Source organism: Pseudomonas californiensis (assembly GCF_021147775.1).
GTDB classification, from domain to species: Bacteria; Pseudomonadota; Gammaproteobacteria; order Pseudomonadales; family Pseudomonadaceae; genus Aquipseudomonas; species Aquipseudomonas californiensis.
The window spans coordinates 38,815-55,204 of the sequence record NZ_JAGTPK010000013.1; the positions used below are offsets into that span (position 1 = coordinate 38,815).

Below are 16,390 nucleotides of genomic sequence, written 5' to 3' on the forward strand. Positions count from 1 at the left end.
GGTACAGATGTGAGGCTTAGGGGTGTCTGTGCCGTGTGAGTTCCCTGTTCTGGAAAAATCGTTTCAGCTCGTGTCCGAAACAGGTGATGACGCCTGCTGGTTATCCCGTTCGGGAGCATCAATGCGCCACAAGCCTCCTGAAACCTGTGCCGTGGTTACAAAAACGCTGGTTTGCAACGCACCGGAACTGGGCAGTGTGTGTGTTTTATGCGGTTTTAAGCCCTGCATCAGTGCCGTTACAAAATTAAAAGCCACAAAACCAAAATATCCAACAAAACCCACTTGACGCGTCAACTGTTGCTGAATGTAATGCGCTGACATCCGGTTCAAACGCTTCATCTTGCTGGAGTATCGAATTTGATTGAGTCAGAAAGGTTTTCCATGCCCTCGGTGACGGAGGCTGCTGCCCACCTGCGCGACGGTAGCCTGACTCCTGCGCACCTGGTGGAAAGTTGCCTTTCGGCGATTGAACTCCACAATCCCACATTGAACGCTTTTGGTGATGTCTACGCTGATGCAGCCCTTGATCAGGCTCGACTCCTGACAGAAGAGGCGCAGCGTGGAGAATGGCGCGGTCCTTTGCATGGTGTGCCGTTTGGCATCAAGGACCTGTTTTCAACGGCCGGTCTGCGCACCACGCGAGGGTCGCTGACCGGGCTGGACAACGTGCCCGCGCAGGATGCCCCGATCATTCGTCGCCTGAAGGACGCCGGGGCGATCATTCTGGGTAAGACCGCGACCACCGAATTTGGCTGGACCGGTGCCAGTACCTCGCGGGTCTTTGGCAATGGGCGCAACCCCTGGGACCCTGCACTCACCAGCGGCGGCTCCAGTTCCGGTTCGGCGATTGCCGTAGCGGCGCGCATGGTTCCGGCTACGCTGGGCTCCGACGGCGGTGGTTCAGTGCGAATTCCCGGGGCGTTCTGCGGCCTGTTCGCGCTCAAGGGTTCTCTGGGGCGGATCCCTACCTGGCCATGGTCTGCGACTGAAACGCTTAGCCATGCCGGACCGATCACCCGCACGGTGCGCGACAGTGCCTTGCTGTTCGACATTCTCTCGGGGCCTGATCCGCTCGACCATCAGGCTTTGCCCGCGCCTGACGAATCTTTTCTGGCGCGCTGCGACCGGCCGTTGAGCCGATTGCGCGTCGGCTACTGTGCGACGCTGTTTGAAACCCCCGTCGATCCCGTTATCGCGACTTTGGTGGAGGCTGCTGTTGAACGCATGGCCAGTACCTTGCCAGTCGACGTCGACAGACTGACGCTCGACTGGCGCGACCCGTTGCCAACGTTCGAAACTCTGTGGGTGGCTGGGCGTGGCATCGCGTATGGCAAGGCTCTGGCGCAGCAGATGGACCAACTCGATCCCGGTTTTGCGGAACTGATCAGGCGTTCTGCCGATTACGATCTGGGTGATTACCTGCAAGCCCTTCAGCAGCGAGCCGCATTCGCCAATAAGGTCCATGGCGTCTTTGAGGACTACGATTTGCTGGTGATGCCCACGTTGCCAATCTTGCCGTTTGCTGCCGACGACGTAGCCCCCAAAGGGTATGCCGGGCAAGACGGCGCGGTGCCCTGGGCACGCTGGACGCCTTTTACCTACCCTTTCAATATCACCGGGAACCCTGCGGCCAGTCTGCCGTGCGGCTGGAGCCCGAAGGGTCTGCCTGTGGGTTTACAAGTCGTCGGACCGCGCTTCGCCGATGCTCAGGTGCTGCAGTTCTGCGCCGCATTCGAAGCCATCGCGCCGTGGGATCACCACCTGCCACCGATGTTGGCGCAATGAACACGCTGCTCGTGTCTGGCGAACAGCCGTCGATGGATCGGCATTCTGGAGGCTTCACTTTGCAGCGCACGGTTACCCCTACACTCAATCAACCTCGTCTGGATGAAATCATGCGCCTGCTGACGCAGCAGCAGCGCGTCAAGGCATCGGAGCTGGCACAACTGCTCTTCGTCTCCGAAGAAACCATCCGCCGCGACTTCAAGCATCTGGAGGAAGAAGGGCGGCTGAGGCGAATTCATGGCGGCGCGATTCTGCCCAGGGCCAATGAAGAATTACCGTTGCAGGAGCGCAGTCGGCTCAAGCCGCGGGCCAAGTCGAGTATTGCTTCCACGGCGGTGCAACTCGTCACCGAGGGCATGGCGATCTTTCTCGATACAGGTACTTCCACGCTGGCATTGGCGCAACAGCTGACATCGTTCAGCCAGTTGAAAATCATCACCAATTCGCTAGACATCGCGCAGTTGATATCGCACCAGAGCGAGAACCAGGTGCTGGTTGCGCCCGGTGATGTCAGGCGTACCGACAATGCGCTGATAGGGCCTCATACCCTGGATTTCGCTCGGCAGTTTCATTACGACATTGCGTTCATGGGCATCGGCGGCATCGATGTGGAACTGGGGCTCATGGACTATCAGGAGCCTGAAGCCATGCTGCGCCGGACGCTGGTTCGCCACTGCGTGCGCAGTGTGATCCTGGCTGACGATGGCAAGTTTGGCCACCGCACGTTCATCAATACGTTGCCGTTCAGCGCGATTACCCATCTGGTCACCAATCGACCGTTATCCGACGAGTTTGCGAGCCGCCTGGAGAAAAGCCATGTCGACATCCTTCACCCCTGAACTGATCGAGCCGAGCGCTGATGATGTCGCTGCGTTCGAGACGCTCTTCAGGCGCAGCTCGGCCATCGGTGCAACACCTGCCGGCGGTTTGCATCGTCTGGCAGCGTCCGTCGAGGACGGCCAGGTACGTGACCTGTTTCGTGACTGGCTGACGGACCACGGCTTTGAGGTACATGTCGATGCGGTCGGCAATATGTTCGGTCTGATCACGTTCGATCCGGCGGCGCCTTATCTGCTATGTGGCTCGCACCTGGACAGTCAGCCCAGCGCCGGTCGTTTCGATGGGGTTTACGGTGTGCTCGCCGGTGCAGTCTCGGTAGCAAGCCTTGCACGGCAACTGCGCGCTCGCGGTGAAACGCCGGCCTGCAACCTGGCGGTGGTCAACTGGACAAACGAGGAAGGTGCCCGCTTTCAACCGAGCCTGATCGGCAGCGGCGTATTCACTGGCTCGCTGAGCCTGGACAACGCCTGGGAAAGCCGTGACAGCAATGGTATTCGGCTAAAGGATGCTCTGCACGCTATCGGTTACCTGGGCGAAGGCCGTGTCGATCTGAACATTGCAGGGTACGTGGAGATCCACGTCGAGCAGGGCATCGGTCTGGAGAGCAGGCAACTGGCAATCGGGGTGGTGAGGGAGACCTGGGCGGCACTGAAGCGGCGGGTCCGGTTTGATGGTGAGCAGAACCACACCGGACCTACGCCCATGGCCGCGCGCCGGGATGCGTTGCTGGCCGCTGCTCACGCTATCACGGCGGTGCGCGCTGAGGCTGACCAGCATGGTTTGCAGATGCACAGCTCGGTGGGGCGGCTGGAAATCTACCCCAACTCGCCGAACGTCGTACCTGCCAGGGTTTCACTGCTGATTGAATACCGGGCTCGCGATGTGGGCCTGCTGCAAGAAGCGGGTGAACGGCTGGATGCCACACTGCGTGCCATCGCCGACCGAACCATGACCGGTTTCGAGGTGGAAAGCAGCGTGTTGCGACCGGCCTCCAGCCTGCATCAAGGTTTTGCCGAACTGGCCCATCGTGTCGGTAAGGAGCTGGGGTTGCCGCTTGCCGACAGTGAAACGGTGGCGGGTCATGATGCCATCAGCATGAACGGTCATTGCCCGGTGTGTCTGTTGTTCATCCCCAGCAGCAATGGCATCTCCCATAACGAGGCCGAGTACACCAGCGACCAGGACATGCGCAACGGCTTGCGCATGTTGACGGCGCTGTTGTATCGGGCCTGCAACTCACCTGATTCCTTTCGCTGAGGGTTGACCATGCCGCATTCGGAAAACGCGATTGCACGTCTGCTGGACTCGTTGAGTGCCGCCGGGCTTGGAGTCGATCTCAAGATTGAAGAGGGCGCCGCAGGCATCGCGTCGCCATCGAGGCTGGCGACCGAATGGGCAGGTTTTCACGTGACCGGCAATGAGGGCAGTTGGTACGCCAAGGTACTGCACGTCGACATGCTGGAGGTGGTGGACTTCGAGCGTGCTGCTTGCGCCAGTGAATGCGCTGGCCAGTCGGACGCCGCGCCGCATGTGCGTCATGTCGATCGCAGCAATCGCGTGCTGATTTTCAATGCGCTGCCTGCCGCTCAGTGGCGCAGCGCGCACCTTGACGATCTGCTGACGCCCTCTGGCCTAGAGGCGTTGTGGGCGCTCAAGCGGCAAGTCCACGCCGGGCCGGTCCCTGATTTTGCCCGCTCGCCCTTGCGCGATATTCATCACCTGCGTGAGCTGTGCCTGCGCGATAACGTTGCGCTGCCTGCCGAACATCTCTGGATCGAGCGCTGTGTCGAGATGGCGTGGCAGGCATTGCAGCCGCGTTCGGTGCATCAGGTCCCGGTGCATGGCGATGGCGCGGCCAGCAATGTGATGGTCTCGGTCGATGGCGATCTGCGCTTGATCGACTTTGACCATGGCGGCTGCATGGACCCCTGGTATGACGTGGCGGTAACCCTTAACGAGCTCTTTTCCTTTGAAGGGCAATGGCGCGAAGGGATTGCGGCCTGGGCGGGCGAGTGCCGGGAAGAAGACTACGCCGTATGCCGTCTGTATGCGTTGATTGATGACTGGTACTGGACGTTGTGGGGCCTGTGGACGGGAACGACATCGGCCCGGCAATTGGAGTTTTCCAAGGTGGGACAGTGGACGTTGTTGCGCTGTCGACAGGGCGTTCAGGACCCGCGACTGGAAAGCTGGCTGCGGCAGGTTGAGAGGGGAAGGGCATGAAAACACTCGGGCAATCCGTCACCGCGCAAGAGCAGCAGCTTGAGGCCGCTGTCACCAGCATCGAACATTGGCGAGGGCTGCGTATTGGCTATGAACCCGTGAGTGGCGGCATCTCCAATACCAACTGGCGAGTCGAAGTGGAGGGTGCTGATACCGCGTACTTTTTCAAGGTGCCGGGTGCCGGCACCGAGATGTTCATAGACCGGCGGACCGCTCACGAAGCCAGCGTCAAGGCTGCACAGACCGGTTATGGTGCTCCGGTATTCGCCTTTCTCGAACCCTTGGGTGTTGAGGTTTTCGAGTTCATGGAGGGCTGGCGAGCCTCGTCCAATCACGATTTTCTGCAACGTGACATACGCCACAGCGCCTTGCGTGGGCTCAGGGCGTTCAATGAGCAGCCGTTGCTGAACCAGACCAAGACGGTGTTCGACATGATCGCCGAGCACCAGCGTCAGGTCGCCGAACTCAAGGGCTTGAAACCCCAGGACGATAGTTGGTTATGCCTGCAGTATCAGCGGGCAAGGGACGCGTTACAGGCTTCGGGTATCGATCTGGCGCCGTGCATGAATGACACCCTGGCAGGCAACTTCATGCTCAACGCGCAGCGCGACGTTCGCCTGGTGGATTTCGAATACGCCTCCAACAACGACCGGCACTACGAACTTGCGCTGTGGTTCGGCGAAATGTTCTTCACCGACGACATGGAGCTGGCGTTGATCGAAGACTATTTCGGTCAGGTTACCGCTCAGACCGTCGCGCGAATCAAACTGAACAAGGCACTGGCTGATCTCAAGTGGTCGACCTGGGCCATGGTCCAGCATGCCGTCTCACATCTGGATTTCGACTTCTACAAGTACGGCGCCTGGAAGCACATGCGGGCGCGCAGCATCATCAATGACTCGCAATGGGAAACCTGGCTGCGTCAGGCCTGAGTTCCTTTTGCAGAGGCTCGGACACGGTCCGACCTGGCACCACACAACAAGAAAATAGCGGGCAACCGCATGTTCCTTTCACTGCTTGAGTTTTATCCGGCCCCCTTTTGCCAGACCCTGAATTCAAGGAGCATCCCATGAATACCATTGCGTCTATCACACCCACCGGGCGCCTGAAAAGCCTGGTTTTTGGCCTGTACTTCTTTGCGTTGCTGATGATGGCGCTGTTCCCGCCGTTCTACCTTCAGGTGAGCGGCAGCACGCTGATCGTTCTGGGTATTGCGCTGCCGATCTTTTACTGGATTCTGATCTCGGTGCTCATGGGCCTGGGGTTGTGGGTGCTGTATGTGGTCGAGTCCGCGCTGGGTGAGATTCCTGAAGAAGGAGGTGCGCAATGATCAGTACTCTGGTGGGCTCCGACCTGTACATCACGTTCGGTCTGATTGGTGTGTTTCTGGCCGGCATGATTGGCGTGCTGTATGCGACAAATCGCAGAAGCGACAGTTTTGCCGACTACGCGGTAGGCGGTCGCTCATACGGCCCGTGGTTCATCGCCATGTGTTACACCAACTCGTGGTGGCCCGGCGCGACCTTCACTGCATTCTTTGCCTTGTCGGTCGGTGGCGCGCTGGGCTTCTACGGCATGGTTTACGCCACGCTGGGCGTGACGGCAATGTACTTGATGGCCAACCGGGCATGGACCTGGGGCAAACGCTTCAACCTGACCACTCAGCCTGATCTGCTGGGCATGCGCTTCAATAGCCCTGCGGTCAAACGAATCGCTTCGATCATCGGCATCATCTCGGTGTTCCCGTGGGTGGTGATGGGCATCCAGGCACTGGCAACGCTGTTCCAGTTCGCCAGCTTTGGTCGCTGGGGTGTAACCACCTGCCTGTTCGTCGGCGTTGCTGTGGTACTGATCCGTCAATACTGGACGGTGAGCATGGGCATGCGCGGACTGATCATGACCGATATGTATCAGGGCTTGATCGCCTATGTGCTGTGTGCGGCGCTCTGCATCTTCCTGTTGTTCGGTGATCAGGCCGCTTTTTCCAACCTGTCGCAGTTGCCGGGCAGCATGCTGGTGATTCCTGGCGGCGCGGGCAGTACTTACGGTCCGATGTACATGTTCAGCCTGATCTTTACCGGCGTTATCGGCTCCATGTGCTGGCCGATGAGTTTCCAGCGCATCTACACCGCCAGCGGCGTGCGCTCGGTCAAGAAGGGCACATTGCTGACCATTCTGTTGGTAGGCGGGTTTTACGGAATTCTGATGCTGTTTGCGGCGGCGATCAGCCAGGACCCGAACGTCGCCGCGCATCCACAGCATGGCTGGTTCCTGTCGTTGTTTGACATCGGCGGGTCCTGGTTGCTGGCGTTGGCCATCGTCATCGTGCTGGCAGCCAGTATCGGTCACGTCGACGGTTGTGTTCAGGTTTGCGGGACTCAGTTCGCCAATGACCTTGCCACCTGGAACACGCCACGCAGCGATCGTCAGAAGACGGTGCTGGCCAAGGTCGGCATGGTGATATTCATTGCCGCAGCCTCTCTATTGGCCTACCTGACCTTCGATTACGCCCGCCTGCAACTGCTGGCGCAGATTTCCTATCAAGGCATCATTCAGCTGGCGGTACCGCTGTTTTTCGGCATCTTCAGTCGCCGTGGCAACAAGCAAGGGGCGATTGCAGGGATGCTGGTCGGTATCCTGATCGCCATTGTGCTGACCACGATGTACCCGGACGACATCCCGGCGTTGGGATCGTTGACCAGTGGCATCATCGGTCTGATATTCAATGCCGGTATTTTTGTCACGTGCGCCATCGTGATCAAACCCAGCCCGGCGGAAGTGAAGCGGGTGGACGAACTGTTCGCCATGGCCGCCCCTCAACGTCACTCGCTGGGTGCGATGCCTGCCATGAACTGATATGGGTTGCGCCCGAAGCGGGCGCACCGTCTTTCATGCAGTTGGTAGTTGGCCACTGGCAACCCCGGTCAGGCAGGTCGTGACGCCGCGACGGCGTCGAATGCCTCAGCGCAGACGGCCTTCCTGTCGCAGCCCGGCAGCGATGCGCTGGATTTCCTGTTCGCCCTTGGCCAGCGCTTGCTTGCTGGTGTGGACCGAGTAGTAACCCATGACCAGGTCATGAGGGTGTTTGACGGCCGAGCCCAGGACGAACGAGGTAGTGCCTTTTGCCAAAAAGTCGATGGAGCGATCCGACTCCTCAAACACCGCCAGTTCGCCCGTGGTGACCAGCCCGCCTGCCTCGACCTGGCCCTCATTGACAGCTATCCAGCCTACGGCATGACCAGCAGGTGGGGTGTAGCGCCAGCGTTCGCCATCCTTCAACCGTACCGCCAGGTAGTTCATGCCATTCGGCGCGGGAATGCTGCTCCGGGCCGCGCCGTAGCGCCCCAGCAATACCGTGGCTGGCCCTTCTTCAGGGATCTGTAACGGCTCCAGATAGACGCTGTACGGCGGCGCATTTTCCTGCGAGGGCGGCAGCGCGACCCAGAGTTGGAAGCCTTTAATGGGCGAGCCATCGACCGGTCCGCCGTCATGCCATACGCCGTTGCCAGCGCTCATCCATTCCACGCCACCGGCTGGCAACACGCCAGATTTCCCCGTGGTGTCTTCGTAAGTTGTCTGGCCTTCGATCAGATACGTCAGTGTTGCGATCCCTGAGTGCGGGTGCATGCCGAACTCCAGTTGACCAGGCTTTGGCTGCAGGTCCACAAGGTCGAGAAATACGAAAGGTTTCAATCGCTGGCCCAGATCGCCAGGGCTCATCAGGCGGGTAATCGGTCCATGGCTGTTACCACGGGTGCGGTGAATAATGGTGCGGGCTTGCGTGCGTAGCGGAGTTGCGAGGGTGCTGTTCATGGTGCTGCGCTCCGGAAGTTGATGCCTGTGTCCGAAGCATATGCGCCTCTCGATTGGTTTATTAGTTGGTATAGTTGGAATGAACTCGTCCATAAAAGACAGGAATTTGCCTGAGTGATTGATCTTAATGATGTGGCGTTGTTCGTGCAGGTGGTGCGCGAAGGAAGCTTTGCGCATGCCGCGAGGCGATTGGGCATGCCGTCCAATACGGTCAGCCGTCGCGTCAAGCAGCTGGAGCAGCAACTGGGTACGCGATTGTTGCAGCGTTCCACGCGCAAGCTGGTATTGACCCTGCCTGGTGAGGCGTTCTTTGAACGCTGCGTGAGCGCGGTGGATGGCTTGATTGATGCCGGAGAACAAGTCGTCTCAGGCAGCGGCGAGCCCAGCGGCCGTATACGAGTTGCTGCCATGGCGGACTTTTTCAGCTTCTTCCCCATGGAGTGGGTCGCAGACTTTCTGGCTGCCTATCCCAAAGTGCAATTGGAATTCGTGCTCAGTGATGCGCAGGCTGACCTGATTGCCGATCGCCTGGACATCGCCTTCAGGGGTGGCCCTTTGCAGGATTCCGGCTACGTCGGGCGGCAACTTATCGAACCCAGTGCCGAGGGTATGGTCGCCAGCCCTGGCTATCTGGCAACCCACGGCGTACCCAAATCGCTCAACGACATGATGGGCCATTTCTGTGTGAGCGTAGGGCACCCCAGTGGCCTTACCGGATGGCGACTGTCAGGGCCTGATGGCGTTGAGCATGAAGTGCAGCTTCCCAGCCGCTTCAACGCCAACATTGCGCAGGCCATCCGCAAGGCCGCTCTTGCGGGTCTTGGCATCACGCTGCTGCCCGCACGTCTCATCGAGGCTGACGTTGAGCAGGGGCTCCTGGTACCTGTGTTGCCGCAATTCCAGCGGCGCAGTCATGGCGTGCATGTGCTGTACCCCAGTCGCCAGCATCTGCCGCTGGCAGTGTCGGCTTTCATCGGGATGGTGACCGAAAAAGCTCAGCGTGAAGGCATTTCCTGCCAAGTACGGACCGTTACTGGATAGTTGACTTGCCCGACGTCTATCGGCTTGAACTTGGCTTTTCTGGGCGGGCCCAAAAAACGGATCGCGCCCTGCAAAAATGCGGAGAGGTCTGGGTGACAATGGGCTGTCGGGCCAAGTGTCGCGAGAGAAATATTGCGTAGTGCGGGCTACCCTGCAGAGACATTCAGAAACACTGTACCGTCGCATCAAACCTCCACGCCGGGAACCGGGATGTCCCCATGTTGAAACCTGTCAAACCCGAGAACGAAGAAGCGCGTCTGCGTCTGCTGCACAACCTGAAAGTGCTGGACACCGCGCCCGAAGCTGTCTTCGACCGCATCACACGTGTGGTATCGCAATTACTCGGCGTGCCGATCGCTCTGGTGTCACTGATTGACGCGGATCGTCAGTGGTTCAAGTCCAATGTCGGCCTGGATGCCAGTGAAACTTCCAGGGATCTGGCGTTCTGTGCACACGCTCTTCACGTTCCGGACCTGTTGATCGTTGAGGATGCAAAAGAAGACCCGCGCTTTTGTGACAGCCCACTGGTGCTGGGTAGCCCCGGGATTCGTTTCTATGCAGGCGTACCGTTGCGTTCTTCGGAGGGTCTGGCTCTTGGCACGTTGTGCGCCATTGATACCGTCCCGAGGACGCTCAGCGCCGATGCCATAGGCACGTTGAAAGACCTCGCCGGCATTGTGGAGCGTGAATTGCTGCAAAGAGCAACCTTCTTGCAGGGGCGTGATGTCTTCAGCGTCGAACGACAGGCACGGACCTTGAGCGAGGCGCGGTTTGCGGCTGTGTTCCGACAGACGCCAACGGGCAACGCGATCATCGACCTGACCGGGCGCTTCATGGAGGTCAACGCCAAACTGTGCGAGATCACCGGCTTCACCGAGCAGGAGCTGCTGGCTAAAACTGTCGCCGACGTCACCCATCCGGCAGACATCGACATCTTCCTGTCGCTGACTGCCGAGCTTGTCGATAACCGGCGCGACAGCGGTATTCTGGAAAAGCGCTACTGGCGCCATGATGGATCTTTCATGTGGGTGGAGCTCTCTGTTTCCCTGCTCAGGGACAACGAAGGACAGCCTCTGCACTTTATTGCGGTGGTTCTGGATATCACAATTCGTAAACGCACGGAGGGCATTTTGCTCAGCCATCAAGAGGAGCTTGAGCGGCGCGTTACGCAAAGGACGCAAGAGTTGCACCGGAGCCGGGAAACCCTGCAGATCATTGCTGACAACCTTCCGATATTGATCGCCCAGGTCGACCTGAACCTTCGTTACCTGTTCAACAACGCGGTTTACACGCAGATCTTTGGCGTTACGCCCGAGTACCTGAAAGGCAAGAGCATCCGTGAGACCTTACGCCCCGACCTGTTCGCTCATCTGGAGCCCTGTTTCACCCGGGCACTCAATGGCGAGCGCTCCCAATGCGCCGATGTCTGCTACAACCCGGACCAGGGTCGCCTGTGGCGTGCGACTTATATTCCTGACATTCGTGAAGGCAAGGTCGTCGGGTTCTTTGTGATGTCACAGGACGTGACTGAAGCCCGTCACGTCGAACGCGCCTTGCACGACAAGGCCATGCTCGACACGCTGACAGGTCTTCCCAACAGACGCTCGCTGCTCGAACTGCTGCAGAGAGACATTCAGCCTGCAGACGCGACGCCCGATACGATAGCTGTGTTGTTCATGGACCTTGATGGTTTCAAAACGGTTAATGATCAACATGGTCATGACGCCGGTGACGACCTGCTCAAGCAAGTGGCGGCAAGGTTGACCCATACGCTGCGGCAGCAGGATTTCGTCAGTCGGTTGGCGGGTGACGAGTTCGTCGCGGTAATTGCTGGCATGCAATCGGAAGAAACCTGTGCCCGGATAGCGGTTGATATCTGTGCCTCGCTCAGTCAGCCTTTCAAACTGCCTGCCGCGACGGTTCGCATTGGCGTCAGCATCGGCATCGCACTGGGTTCGCGGGCGCAGGCCGAGTCCTCTGAACATCTGCTCAAACGCGCAGACGCCGCCATGTATGAAGCCAAACGCAAAGGGCGCAATACTTACAGATTCGGCTGAAAGTAACTGAGTAAAAACTCTATCCCTGATGGATTGCCAACTGAATGGCGTTAGCAGCGATATGAATATGATTGTTTATTGACGCCTGCATATCGAGTGCCTGGGATAAATATAGTCGGTCGGCTCAACACAATCAGTTAATTCAGCGGTGAGTCCACGATCAATAATGTATGAATATTTGTAACAGGATATTGAATAACTCACCTAACGCCAGGAGTCATGTAAATGAGGCGCACCGTTGCTACGGTAATCGCTTCCGCATCGGCTTTGATAGTTTCCAGTTGCGACTTGTCCAACTGATCGTTCGAGAGTTCTTCCACGACGCGCGTCACGTGGTAGAGATTCTGGGTAACGTCATGCAGGCTTTCGTGGAGGCGGGTAATGACGTGGTTCAAATGCTCATGAACCTCAGGGTACGGCGCGCTGACCACGGGCCTTGCACGGTCCATGCTGAACCCTGTAATGACGTATGTGATGTCAACGCCAGCGCGTGCAATAAGTGACAGGTAATCCGCCTTGGGTGAGCGAGTACCGTTTTCGTAGTTGCTCTGTGTATTGATCTCAACGCCACCTATGGCACCCAGTGCGCTCTGCGAAAGCTTGAGCCGTAAGCGTTCTTTTTTAAGCCGTAAACCCATCTTTATCATCTCATGTGCCTCGTAACAGCTCCTGAAAGAAAATAAAACTCCTGTACCGCATATCTCCGCCATAGTGGGTTGGAGAGAACTAATAAACAGAGTATTGAGCCACCAAAGAATACGCGCTGCTTTTAAGAGTGTCTATTCAAATGAGTGTCTCCTGAGCTGGATAGTACTCGAAAGATAGCGTTTTTAGAAGGGGCGCAAGGGGGTGACGACTACTTTGCGGGGTGGTGACGGAAATGAAGAGGCAGAATTTGTACGTATGTGCTCTAAGTTTTTTTCCCGGGTTGAAACAAAAAATGCCCCTCGGGGCATTTTGCGTTTGATGTCAGAGGCAGCGTGAAGAGGACGGTTGCCGAGACCAGCTTTGAGCGGTGCTGGCGATCTTCTCCGCGAGTCGCGCAACCGCCTTCTGATGGGCAATGATCAGGTTCTCCATACCGACCCCGGCCTGCTCACGGATAACGCTGCTGCAAGTGAGGTTCTGGCGTTTGCTGCCGGCCGTCGCGCCTGCATCACGCAGGCCCAGGGTCCAGACCACATCTATCAGCGCGTAGTTGCCCGGTACTGATTCGAAGCGCCTGACGTCTGTGCGGACCGAAAGTACAGGCTGATCGGTGTTCTTGGGAAGACCTGCCAGGTCGCGACCGCCAAAACGCCTTTCGAGCTGAGGCGTCAGCGCGTCGTGAAATTCATCGCCCAACGGCGAGCCCCAGCGCTCTGTGTCGAGAATCGCCAGGCTGCCGTCACCCTGGCGTACCACCAGCGGCGGCTGATCCACCTGAACCGGCATGATCACTGGCAACATCTCGAACTGAAACTGCGCGGGCTGCGCAGTTGCCTTCTCGGCTGAATTCATGGGCGCAATCAAGGTGTAGTAGTGAGTCTGGGTCGACGTGCAGGCAGTCATGCCCAGCGCTGCCGATAACACCATCAGTTTCAGGCGCAAGGTCATTGTTTAGGCTCCATATCAATTGCACGGGACGACGACGGGGCGTTGAACGAGCGCGGGGCGGCGTCTCCGGTACGGCCGCGGATCAGCGATTCGGGGTGGCGACTGAGGAAGTCGGTCAGGACGCGGACCGAGCGAGCGGTGCGCTGTACTTCGTCCATGACCTGGCCCAGCTGTTGACGTGCAGGTGAATCTTCGGCGAAGGAGTCATTGGCCGTGCCGAGAGTTTTTTCAGCCTGCTTCAAGGTCCCGCGCATGGCCGGGAGGACGCTGCTGTTGACTTGCTTGAGCGTCTTCTGCAGCTCGCTCAGGCTGCCGTTGAGGTTACCTGCCAGTTCGTCTATCGGCAGCTTGCTGAGTTTTTCGACAAACGCCTGCAACTGCTCCTGCAGCTTGTCGAAGCTGCCCGGCACGGTCGGAATTTCCAGCGGACGAGCTTTGGCGTTGAACACCACTTTCGGTGCCTTGGGGTCGAAATCCATTGCAATATACAACTGGCCGGTCAGCAGGTTGCCATTGCGAATCTGAGCACGCAGACCATTGCCGACGAAGGCAGCCAGTACTCTGGCAGACTGTTCCTCTTCATCACCTTTACCGCCCAGTTCCTTGAGCTTGGATTCGGCAGCGCCCAGGCGTTTCGGATAAATCACAGCACCGACGATACCCGGGAACGTTTTGGTGACCGGGTCGTAATCCAGATCCACCGAAACTACGCGACCAATGTTGACGCCAAGGAAGTCCACCGGAGAGTTGACTGTCAGGCCTCGCAGCGACTGGTTGAAGCGCATTCGGATGTAACGCGGTTCGCCATCCGGTGGCGCCAGTGCAGTGGTCTGGTCGTCGAAGATCTTGAAGTCGGTGTTTTCGTCGGCCAGCTTGGATTCGGGACTCCAGTTGGGTTCCCGGAAGGCAATGCCGCCCGAGATGATAGACGTCAGTGACTGGGTATTGATCTTCAAGCCCGCAGCGCCAACTGTCACATCCACGCCACTCGCGTTCCAGAAGCGGGTGTCGGTGGTTATGTACTGATCGTTGGGGGAGTTGATGAAGATCTGGATGTCAACGCCGCGGCCATCCTTCGACAGGTCGTAGGCAACAACCTGGCCGACTTGAATACGGCGATAGTAGATAGGCGAACCGATATCCAGTGAGCCAAGGTCGTCGGTGTGCAGCGTGAAGCGTTTGCCTTTCTCGCCAAAGGTGATGGGAGGCGGTGTCTCCAGGCCGGTAAAGTCGGCTTTGGTGTCTTTGGCGCTGCCAGCGTCGGCACCAATGAATGCGCCGGACAACAACGTATCTACCCCGGACACGCCATGTGCCCCGATGCGTGGGCGCACGACCCAGAACTGACTGTCGATGCGGGTAAACGGTTCTGCTGTGTTGTTGAGCTCGATGGTCGCCAGAATGTGGGTGCGGTCATCGCTCAAGGTGATCTCCGTTACCATTCCGATAACCACGTTCTTGTACTTGACCTGGGTCTTGTTGGCTTCCAGACCTTCTGCAGTCAGAAAACTCACCGTGATTCGCGGACCGATGTTCATCCAGTCGTGGAATGCCATGGACAAACCGATCAGCCCCGCAATGATCGGCACCAGCCAGATCAGCGAAACACGCAAACGACGGCGTTTGACTTCAGGGCGCGGCACTGAACCAGACGGGGGGAGGGTATTGTCAGACATCTTCAACCTCTGCATCCCAGATAAGCCGGGGATCGAAACTCATGGCGGCAAGCATCGTCATCACCACGACCAAACCAAAAAACAGAATGCCGATCCGGGGCTCGATGGTGCTCAGCTCACGAAACTGCACAAGGGATGCCACGAGGGCCACAACCAGTACGTCGAGCATCGACCAGTAGCCGATCAGCTCGATAAAACGATAAAGACGGGCGCGTTCGCGCATGGCCCAGCGACTGCGACGCTGGCAGGTGATCAACAGCATCCCCAGGACCAGAAACTTTACGCAGGGCACCACAACGCTGGCGACGAAAATCAGGACCGCGATGTCCCAGGAGCCGCTTTCGACAAACTCGATAACACCGCTCATGATAGTGTTCTGGCTGCTGTTGCCCAGCAGGCTGGTGTACATCACTGGCAACACGTTGGCCGGGATATAGAAGATCAGTGCGGCAATCAGGTAAGCCCAGGTACGGCTGATACTGTTCGGCTTGCGTCGATGTACGGGGGAATCGCAACGTGGGCAACGTTCAGCTGCTTCCTGGCAGGCATAGCCGCAGGTATGACACAGACACAGTTTGTGTTCGTGCGCAAAGGGAATGCCATTCATTCTGCCGGGACTCCCAGTTCATCCCAGAGACGCCGAATGCTTTTGTTGGCGATCAGCAGAATCAGCACCATCAGCATCGCCATGGCCCAAAGCCCTACGCCAGGGTGCACGTCGAGCATGCCGGCCAGTTTGATGATAGCTACCAGAATGCCCAGCATGCACACTTCCAGCATGCTCCAGGGCCTGAGGTGTTCCAGCGCGCGCATGCAGGCTTTGAAGCCGGGCGCGATGATCCCGGAATTGGCATGCAGCAATACCCACAGCAGCAAAGTGATCTGCAGCAGCGGAGCGAATATGATTGCCAGGCCGGCGACCAGCGCGATGATGGTAATCCTGCCTTGGGCAAGCGCTTCGACTGACTCCCAGAGCGTAACCTCGTTGGTCAGGCCCTTCATGCTGATGCTGATGACCGGGAAAATATTGGCAAATATGAAGAACATCGCGGCCGCGATGGTCAGGGCCAGCAATTGTTCGATACTCAGCCGATGCCCACGACCGAGCAACGACCTGCAACGCAGACAGAATGCTGCCTCGCCGGGCTTCAAGGGCTGGGCTTCATACAGCGAATCGCAATGCTCGCAGATGATCAGGTCTGGTGTATCAGTGGTAGGGTGCACAGTGCTCATCAATGCCGTGAATGCAGATGTCTGGGGGTTAGAGCTTGAGGCAGGGAAAGATACCTTGTTGGCTGTTTCGCGGCACGTTTTTCTACGCAGCCCAGGTCGATCATCCGCTCTGAATGATTGACCGCG

At 58.2% G+C, this 16,390-nt stretch carries 16 protein-coding genes; 9 read left to right on the top strand and 7 right to left on the bottom strand.

Features of this window, described 5'->3' with window-relative positions; all coding sequences use genetic code 11:
- Positions 1-63: 63 nt before the first annotated feature.
- A complete protein-coding gene (locus tag KDX37_RS14715; RefSeq protein WP_231653407.1) occupies positions 64-339 on the bottom strand; it encodes a hypothetical protein in 276 nt (91 codons plus the stop codon).
- A gap of 42 nt (positions 340-381) precedes the next feature.
- Between KDX37_RS14715 and KDX37_RS14720 the strand changes: the two genes are divergently transcribed.
- From KDX37_RS14720 to KDX37_RS14750, 7 genes are all read left to right on the top strand, one after another.
- Positions 382-1,785 carry an amidase gene (locus tag KDX37_RS14720; RefSeq protein ID WP_231653408.1) on the top strand — a complete coding sequence of 468 codons (1,404 nt, stop codon included), beginning with the start codon at positions 382-384 and terminating at the stop codon, positions 1,783-1,785.
- Positions 1,786-1,817: 32 nt separating this feature from the next.
- Positions 1,818-2,624, top strand: coding sequence for a DeoR/GlpR family DNA-binding transcription regulator (locus KDX37_RS14725; RefSeq protein ID WP_231653518.1), 807 nt, complete (start codon positions 1,818-1,820; stop codon positions 2,622-2,624).
- Positions 2,602-3,882 carry a Zn-dependent hydrolase gene (locus KDX37_RS14730; protein WP_231653409.1) on the top strand — a complete coding sequence of 427 codons (1,281 nt, stop codon included), beginning with the start codon at positions 2,602-2,604 and terminating at the stop codon, positions 3,880-3,882. The genes KDX37_RS14725 and KDX37_RS14730 overlap by 23 nt, the downstream gene beginning before the upstream one ends.
- 9 nt (positions 3,883-3,891) lie before the next feature.
- On the top strand, positions 3,892-4,848 hold the full coding sequence (locus KDX37_RS14735; protein WP_231653410.1) for a phosphotransferase family protein: 957 nt from the start codon (positions 3,892-3,894) through the stop codon (positions 4,846-4,848).
- Positions 4,845-5,780: a choline kinase family protein gene (locus KDX37_RS14740; protein WP_231653411.1), complete on the top strand. Its 936-nt coding sequence runs from the start codon at positions 4,845-4,847 to the stop codon at positions 5,778-5,780. The genes KDX37_RS14735 and KDX37_RS14740 overlap by 4 nt, the downstream gene beginning before the upstream one ends.
- Positions 5,781-5,917: 137 nt before the next feature.
- Positions 5,918-6,178 (top strand): hypothetical protein, encoded by a 261-nt coding sequence (locus KDX37_RS14745; protein WP_231653412.1) that lies wholly within the window; start codon positions 5,918-5,920, stop codon positions 6,176-6,178.
- Positions 6,175-7,704, top strand: a complete 1,530-nt coding sequence (locus tag KDX37_RS14750; RefSeq protein WP_231653413.1) for a sodium:solute symporter family protein — start codon at positions 6,175-6,177, stop codon at positions 7,702-7,704. Before KDX37_RS14745 ends, KDX37_RS14750 begins: the two co-directional genes overlap by 4 nt.
- Before the next feature lie 105 nt (positions 7,705-7,809).
- On the opposite strand, the gene KDX37_RS14755 is transcribed toward KDX37_RS14750, so the two are convergent.
- Positions 7,810-8,661, bottom strand: coding sequence for a pirin family protein (locus tag KDX37_RS14755; RefSeq protein WP_231653414.1), 852 nt, complete (start codon positions 8,659-8,661; stop codon positions 7,810-7,812).
- 114 nt (positions 8,662-8,775) lie between these two features.
- Here KDX37_RS14755 and KDX37_RS14760 point away from each other — a divergent pair, with 114 nt between their 5' ends.
- A complete protein-coding gene (locus tag KDX37_RS14760; protein ID WP_231653415.1) occupies positions 8,776-9,702 on the top strand; it encodes a LysR family transcriptional regulator in 927 nt (308 codons plus the stop codon).
- Between the two features lie 218 nt (positions 9,703-9,920).
- Positions 9,921-11,759: a bifunctional diguanylate cyclase/phosphodiesterase gene (locus KDX37_RS14765; protein ID WP_231653416.1), complete on the top strand. Its 1,839-nt coding sequence runs from the start codon at positions 9,921-9,923 to the stop codon at positions 11,757-11,759.
- A gap of 200 nt (positions 11,760-11,959) precedes the next feature.
- On the opposite strand, the gene KDX37_RS14770 is transcribed toward KDX37_RS14765, so the two are convergent.
- From KDX37_RS14770 to KDX37_RS14790, 5 genes are all read right to left on the bottom strand, one after another.
- Complete coding sequence (locus KDX37_RS14770; protein WP_231653417.1) at positions 11,960-12,406, bottom strand: helix-turn-helix domain-containing protein; 447 nt, start codon at positions 12,404-12,406, stop codon at positions 11,960-11,962.
- Between the two features lie 322 nt (positions 12,407-12,728).
- Positions 12,729-13,355: a PqiC family protein gene (locus KDX37_RS14775; protein ID WP_231653418.1), complete on the bottom strand. Its 627-nt coding sequence runs from the start codon at positions 13,353-13,355 to the stop codon at positions 12,729-12,731.
- Positions 13,352-15,031, bottom strand: a complete 1,680-nt coding sequence (locus KDX37_RS14780; protein WP_231653419.1) for a PqiB family protein — start codon at positions 15,029-15,031, stop codon at positions 13,352-13,354. Before KDX37_RS14780 ends, KDX37_RS14775 begins: the two co-directional genes overlap by 4 nt.
- Entirely contained in the window at positions 15,024-15,638 is a 615-nt protein-coding gene (locus tag KDX37_RS14785) for a paraquat-inducible protein A (RefSeq protein ID WP_231653420.1), read from the bottom strand. Before KDX37_RS14785 ends, KDX37_RS14780 begins: the two co-directional genes overlap by 8 nt.
- On the bottom strand, positions 15,635-16,264 hold the full coding sequence (locus tag KDX37_RS14790) for a paraquat-inducible protein A (RefSeq protein WP_231653421.1): 630 nt from the start codon (positions 16,262-16,264) through the stop codon (positions 15,635-15,637). Before KDX37_RS14790 ends, KDX37_RS14785 begins: the two co-directional genes overlap by 4 nt.
- Between the last annotated feature and the right edge of the window lie 126 nt (positions 16,265-16,390).

Coding starts and splice junctions, on each gene's coding strand:
- KDX37_RS14790 (WP_231653421.1), bottom strand. CDS start 16,264: ATGAGCACTGTGCACCCTACCACTGATACACCAGACCTGATCATCTGC.
- KDX37_RS14745 (WP_231653412.1), top strand. CDS start 5,918: ATGAATACCATTGCGTCTATCACACCCACCGGGCGCCTGAAAAGCCTG.
- KDX37_RS14780 (WP_231653419.1), bottom strand. CDS start 15,031: ATGTCTGACAATACCCTCCCCCCGTCTGGTTCAGTGCCGCGCCCTGAA.
- KDX37_RS14755 (WP_231653414.1), bottom strand. CDS start 8,661: ATGAACAGCACCCTCGCAACTCCGCTACGCACGCAAGCCCGCACCATT.
- KDX37_RS14730 (WP_231653409.1), top strand. CDS start 2,602: ATGTCGACATCCTTCACCCCTGAACTGATCGAGCCGAGCGCTGATGAT.
- KDX37_RS14750 (WP_231653413.1), top strand. CDS start 6,175: ATGATCAGTACTCTGGTGGGCTCCGACCTGTACATCACGTTCGGTCTG.
- KDX37_RS14785 (WP_231653420.1), bottom strand. CDS start 15,638: ATGAATGGCATTCCCTTTGCGCACGAACACAAACTGTGTCTGTGTCAT.
- KDX37_RS14720 (WP_231653408.1), top strand. CDS start 382: ATGCCCTCGGTGACGGAGGCTGCTGCCCACCTGCGCGACGGTAGCCTG.
- KDX37_RS14770 (WP_231653417.1), bottom strand. CDS start 12,406: ATGATAAAGATGGGTTTACGGCTTAAAAAAGAACGCTTACGGCTCAAG.
- KDX37_RS14715 (WP_231653407.1), bottom strand. CDS start 339: ATGAAGCGTTTGAACCGGATGTCAGCGCATTACATTCAGCAACAGTTG.
- KDX37_RS14740 (WP_231653411.1), top strand. CDS start 4,845: ATGAAAACACTCGGGCAATCCGTCACCGCGCAAGAGCAGCAGCTTGAG.
- KDX37_RS14725 (WP_231653518.1), top strand. CDS start 1,818: ATGGATCGGCATTCTGGAGGCTTCACTTTGCAGCGCACGGTTACCCCT.
- KDX37_RS14735 (WP_231653410.1), top strand. CDS start 3,892: ATGCCGCATTCGGAAAACGCGATTGCACGTCTGCTGGACTCGTTGAGT.
- KDX37_RS14765 (WP_231653416.1), top strand. CDS start 9,921: ATGTTGAAACCTGTCAAACCCGAGAACGAAGAAGCGCGTCTGCGTCTG.
- KDX37_RS14775 (WP_231653418.1), bottom strand. CDS start 13,355: ATGACCTTGCGCCTGAAACTGATGGTGTTATCGGCAGCGCTGGGCATG.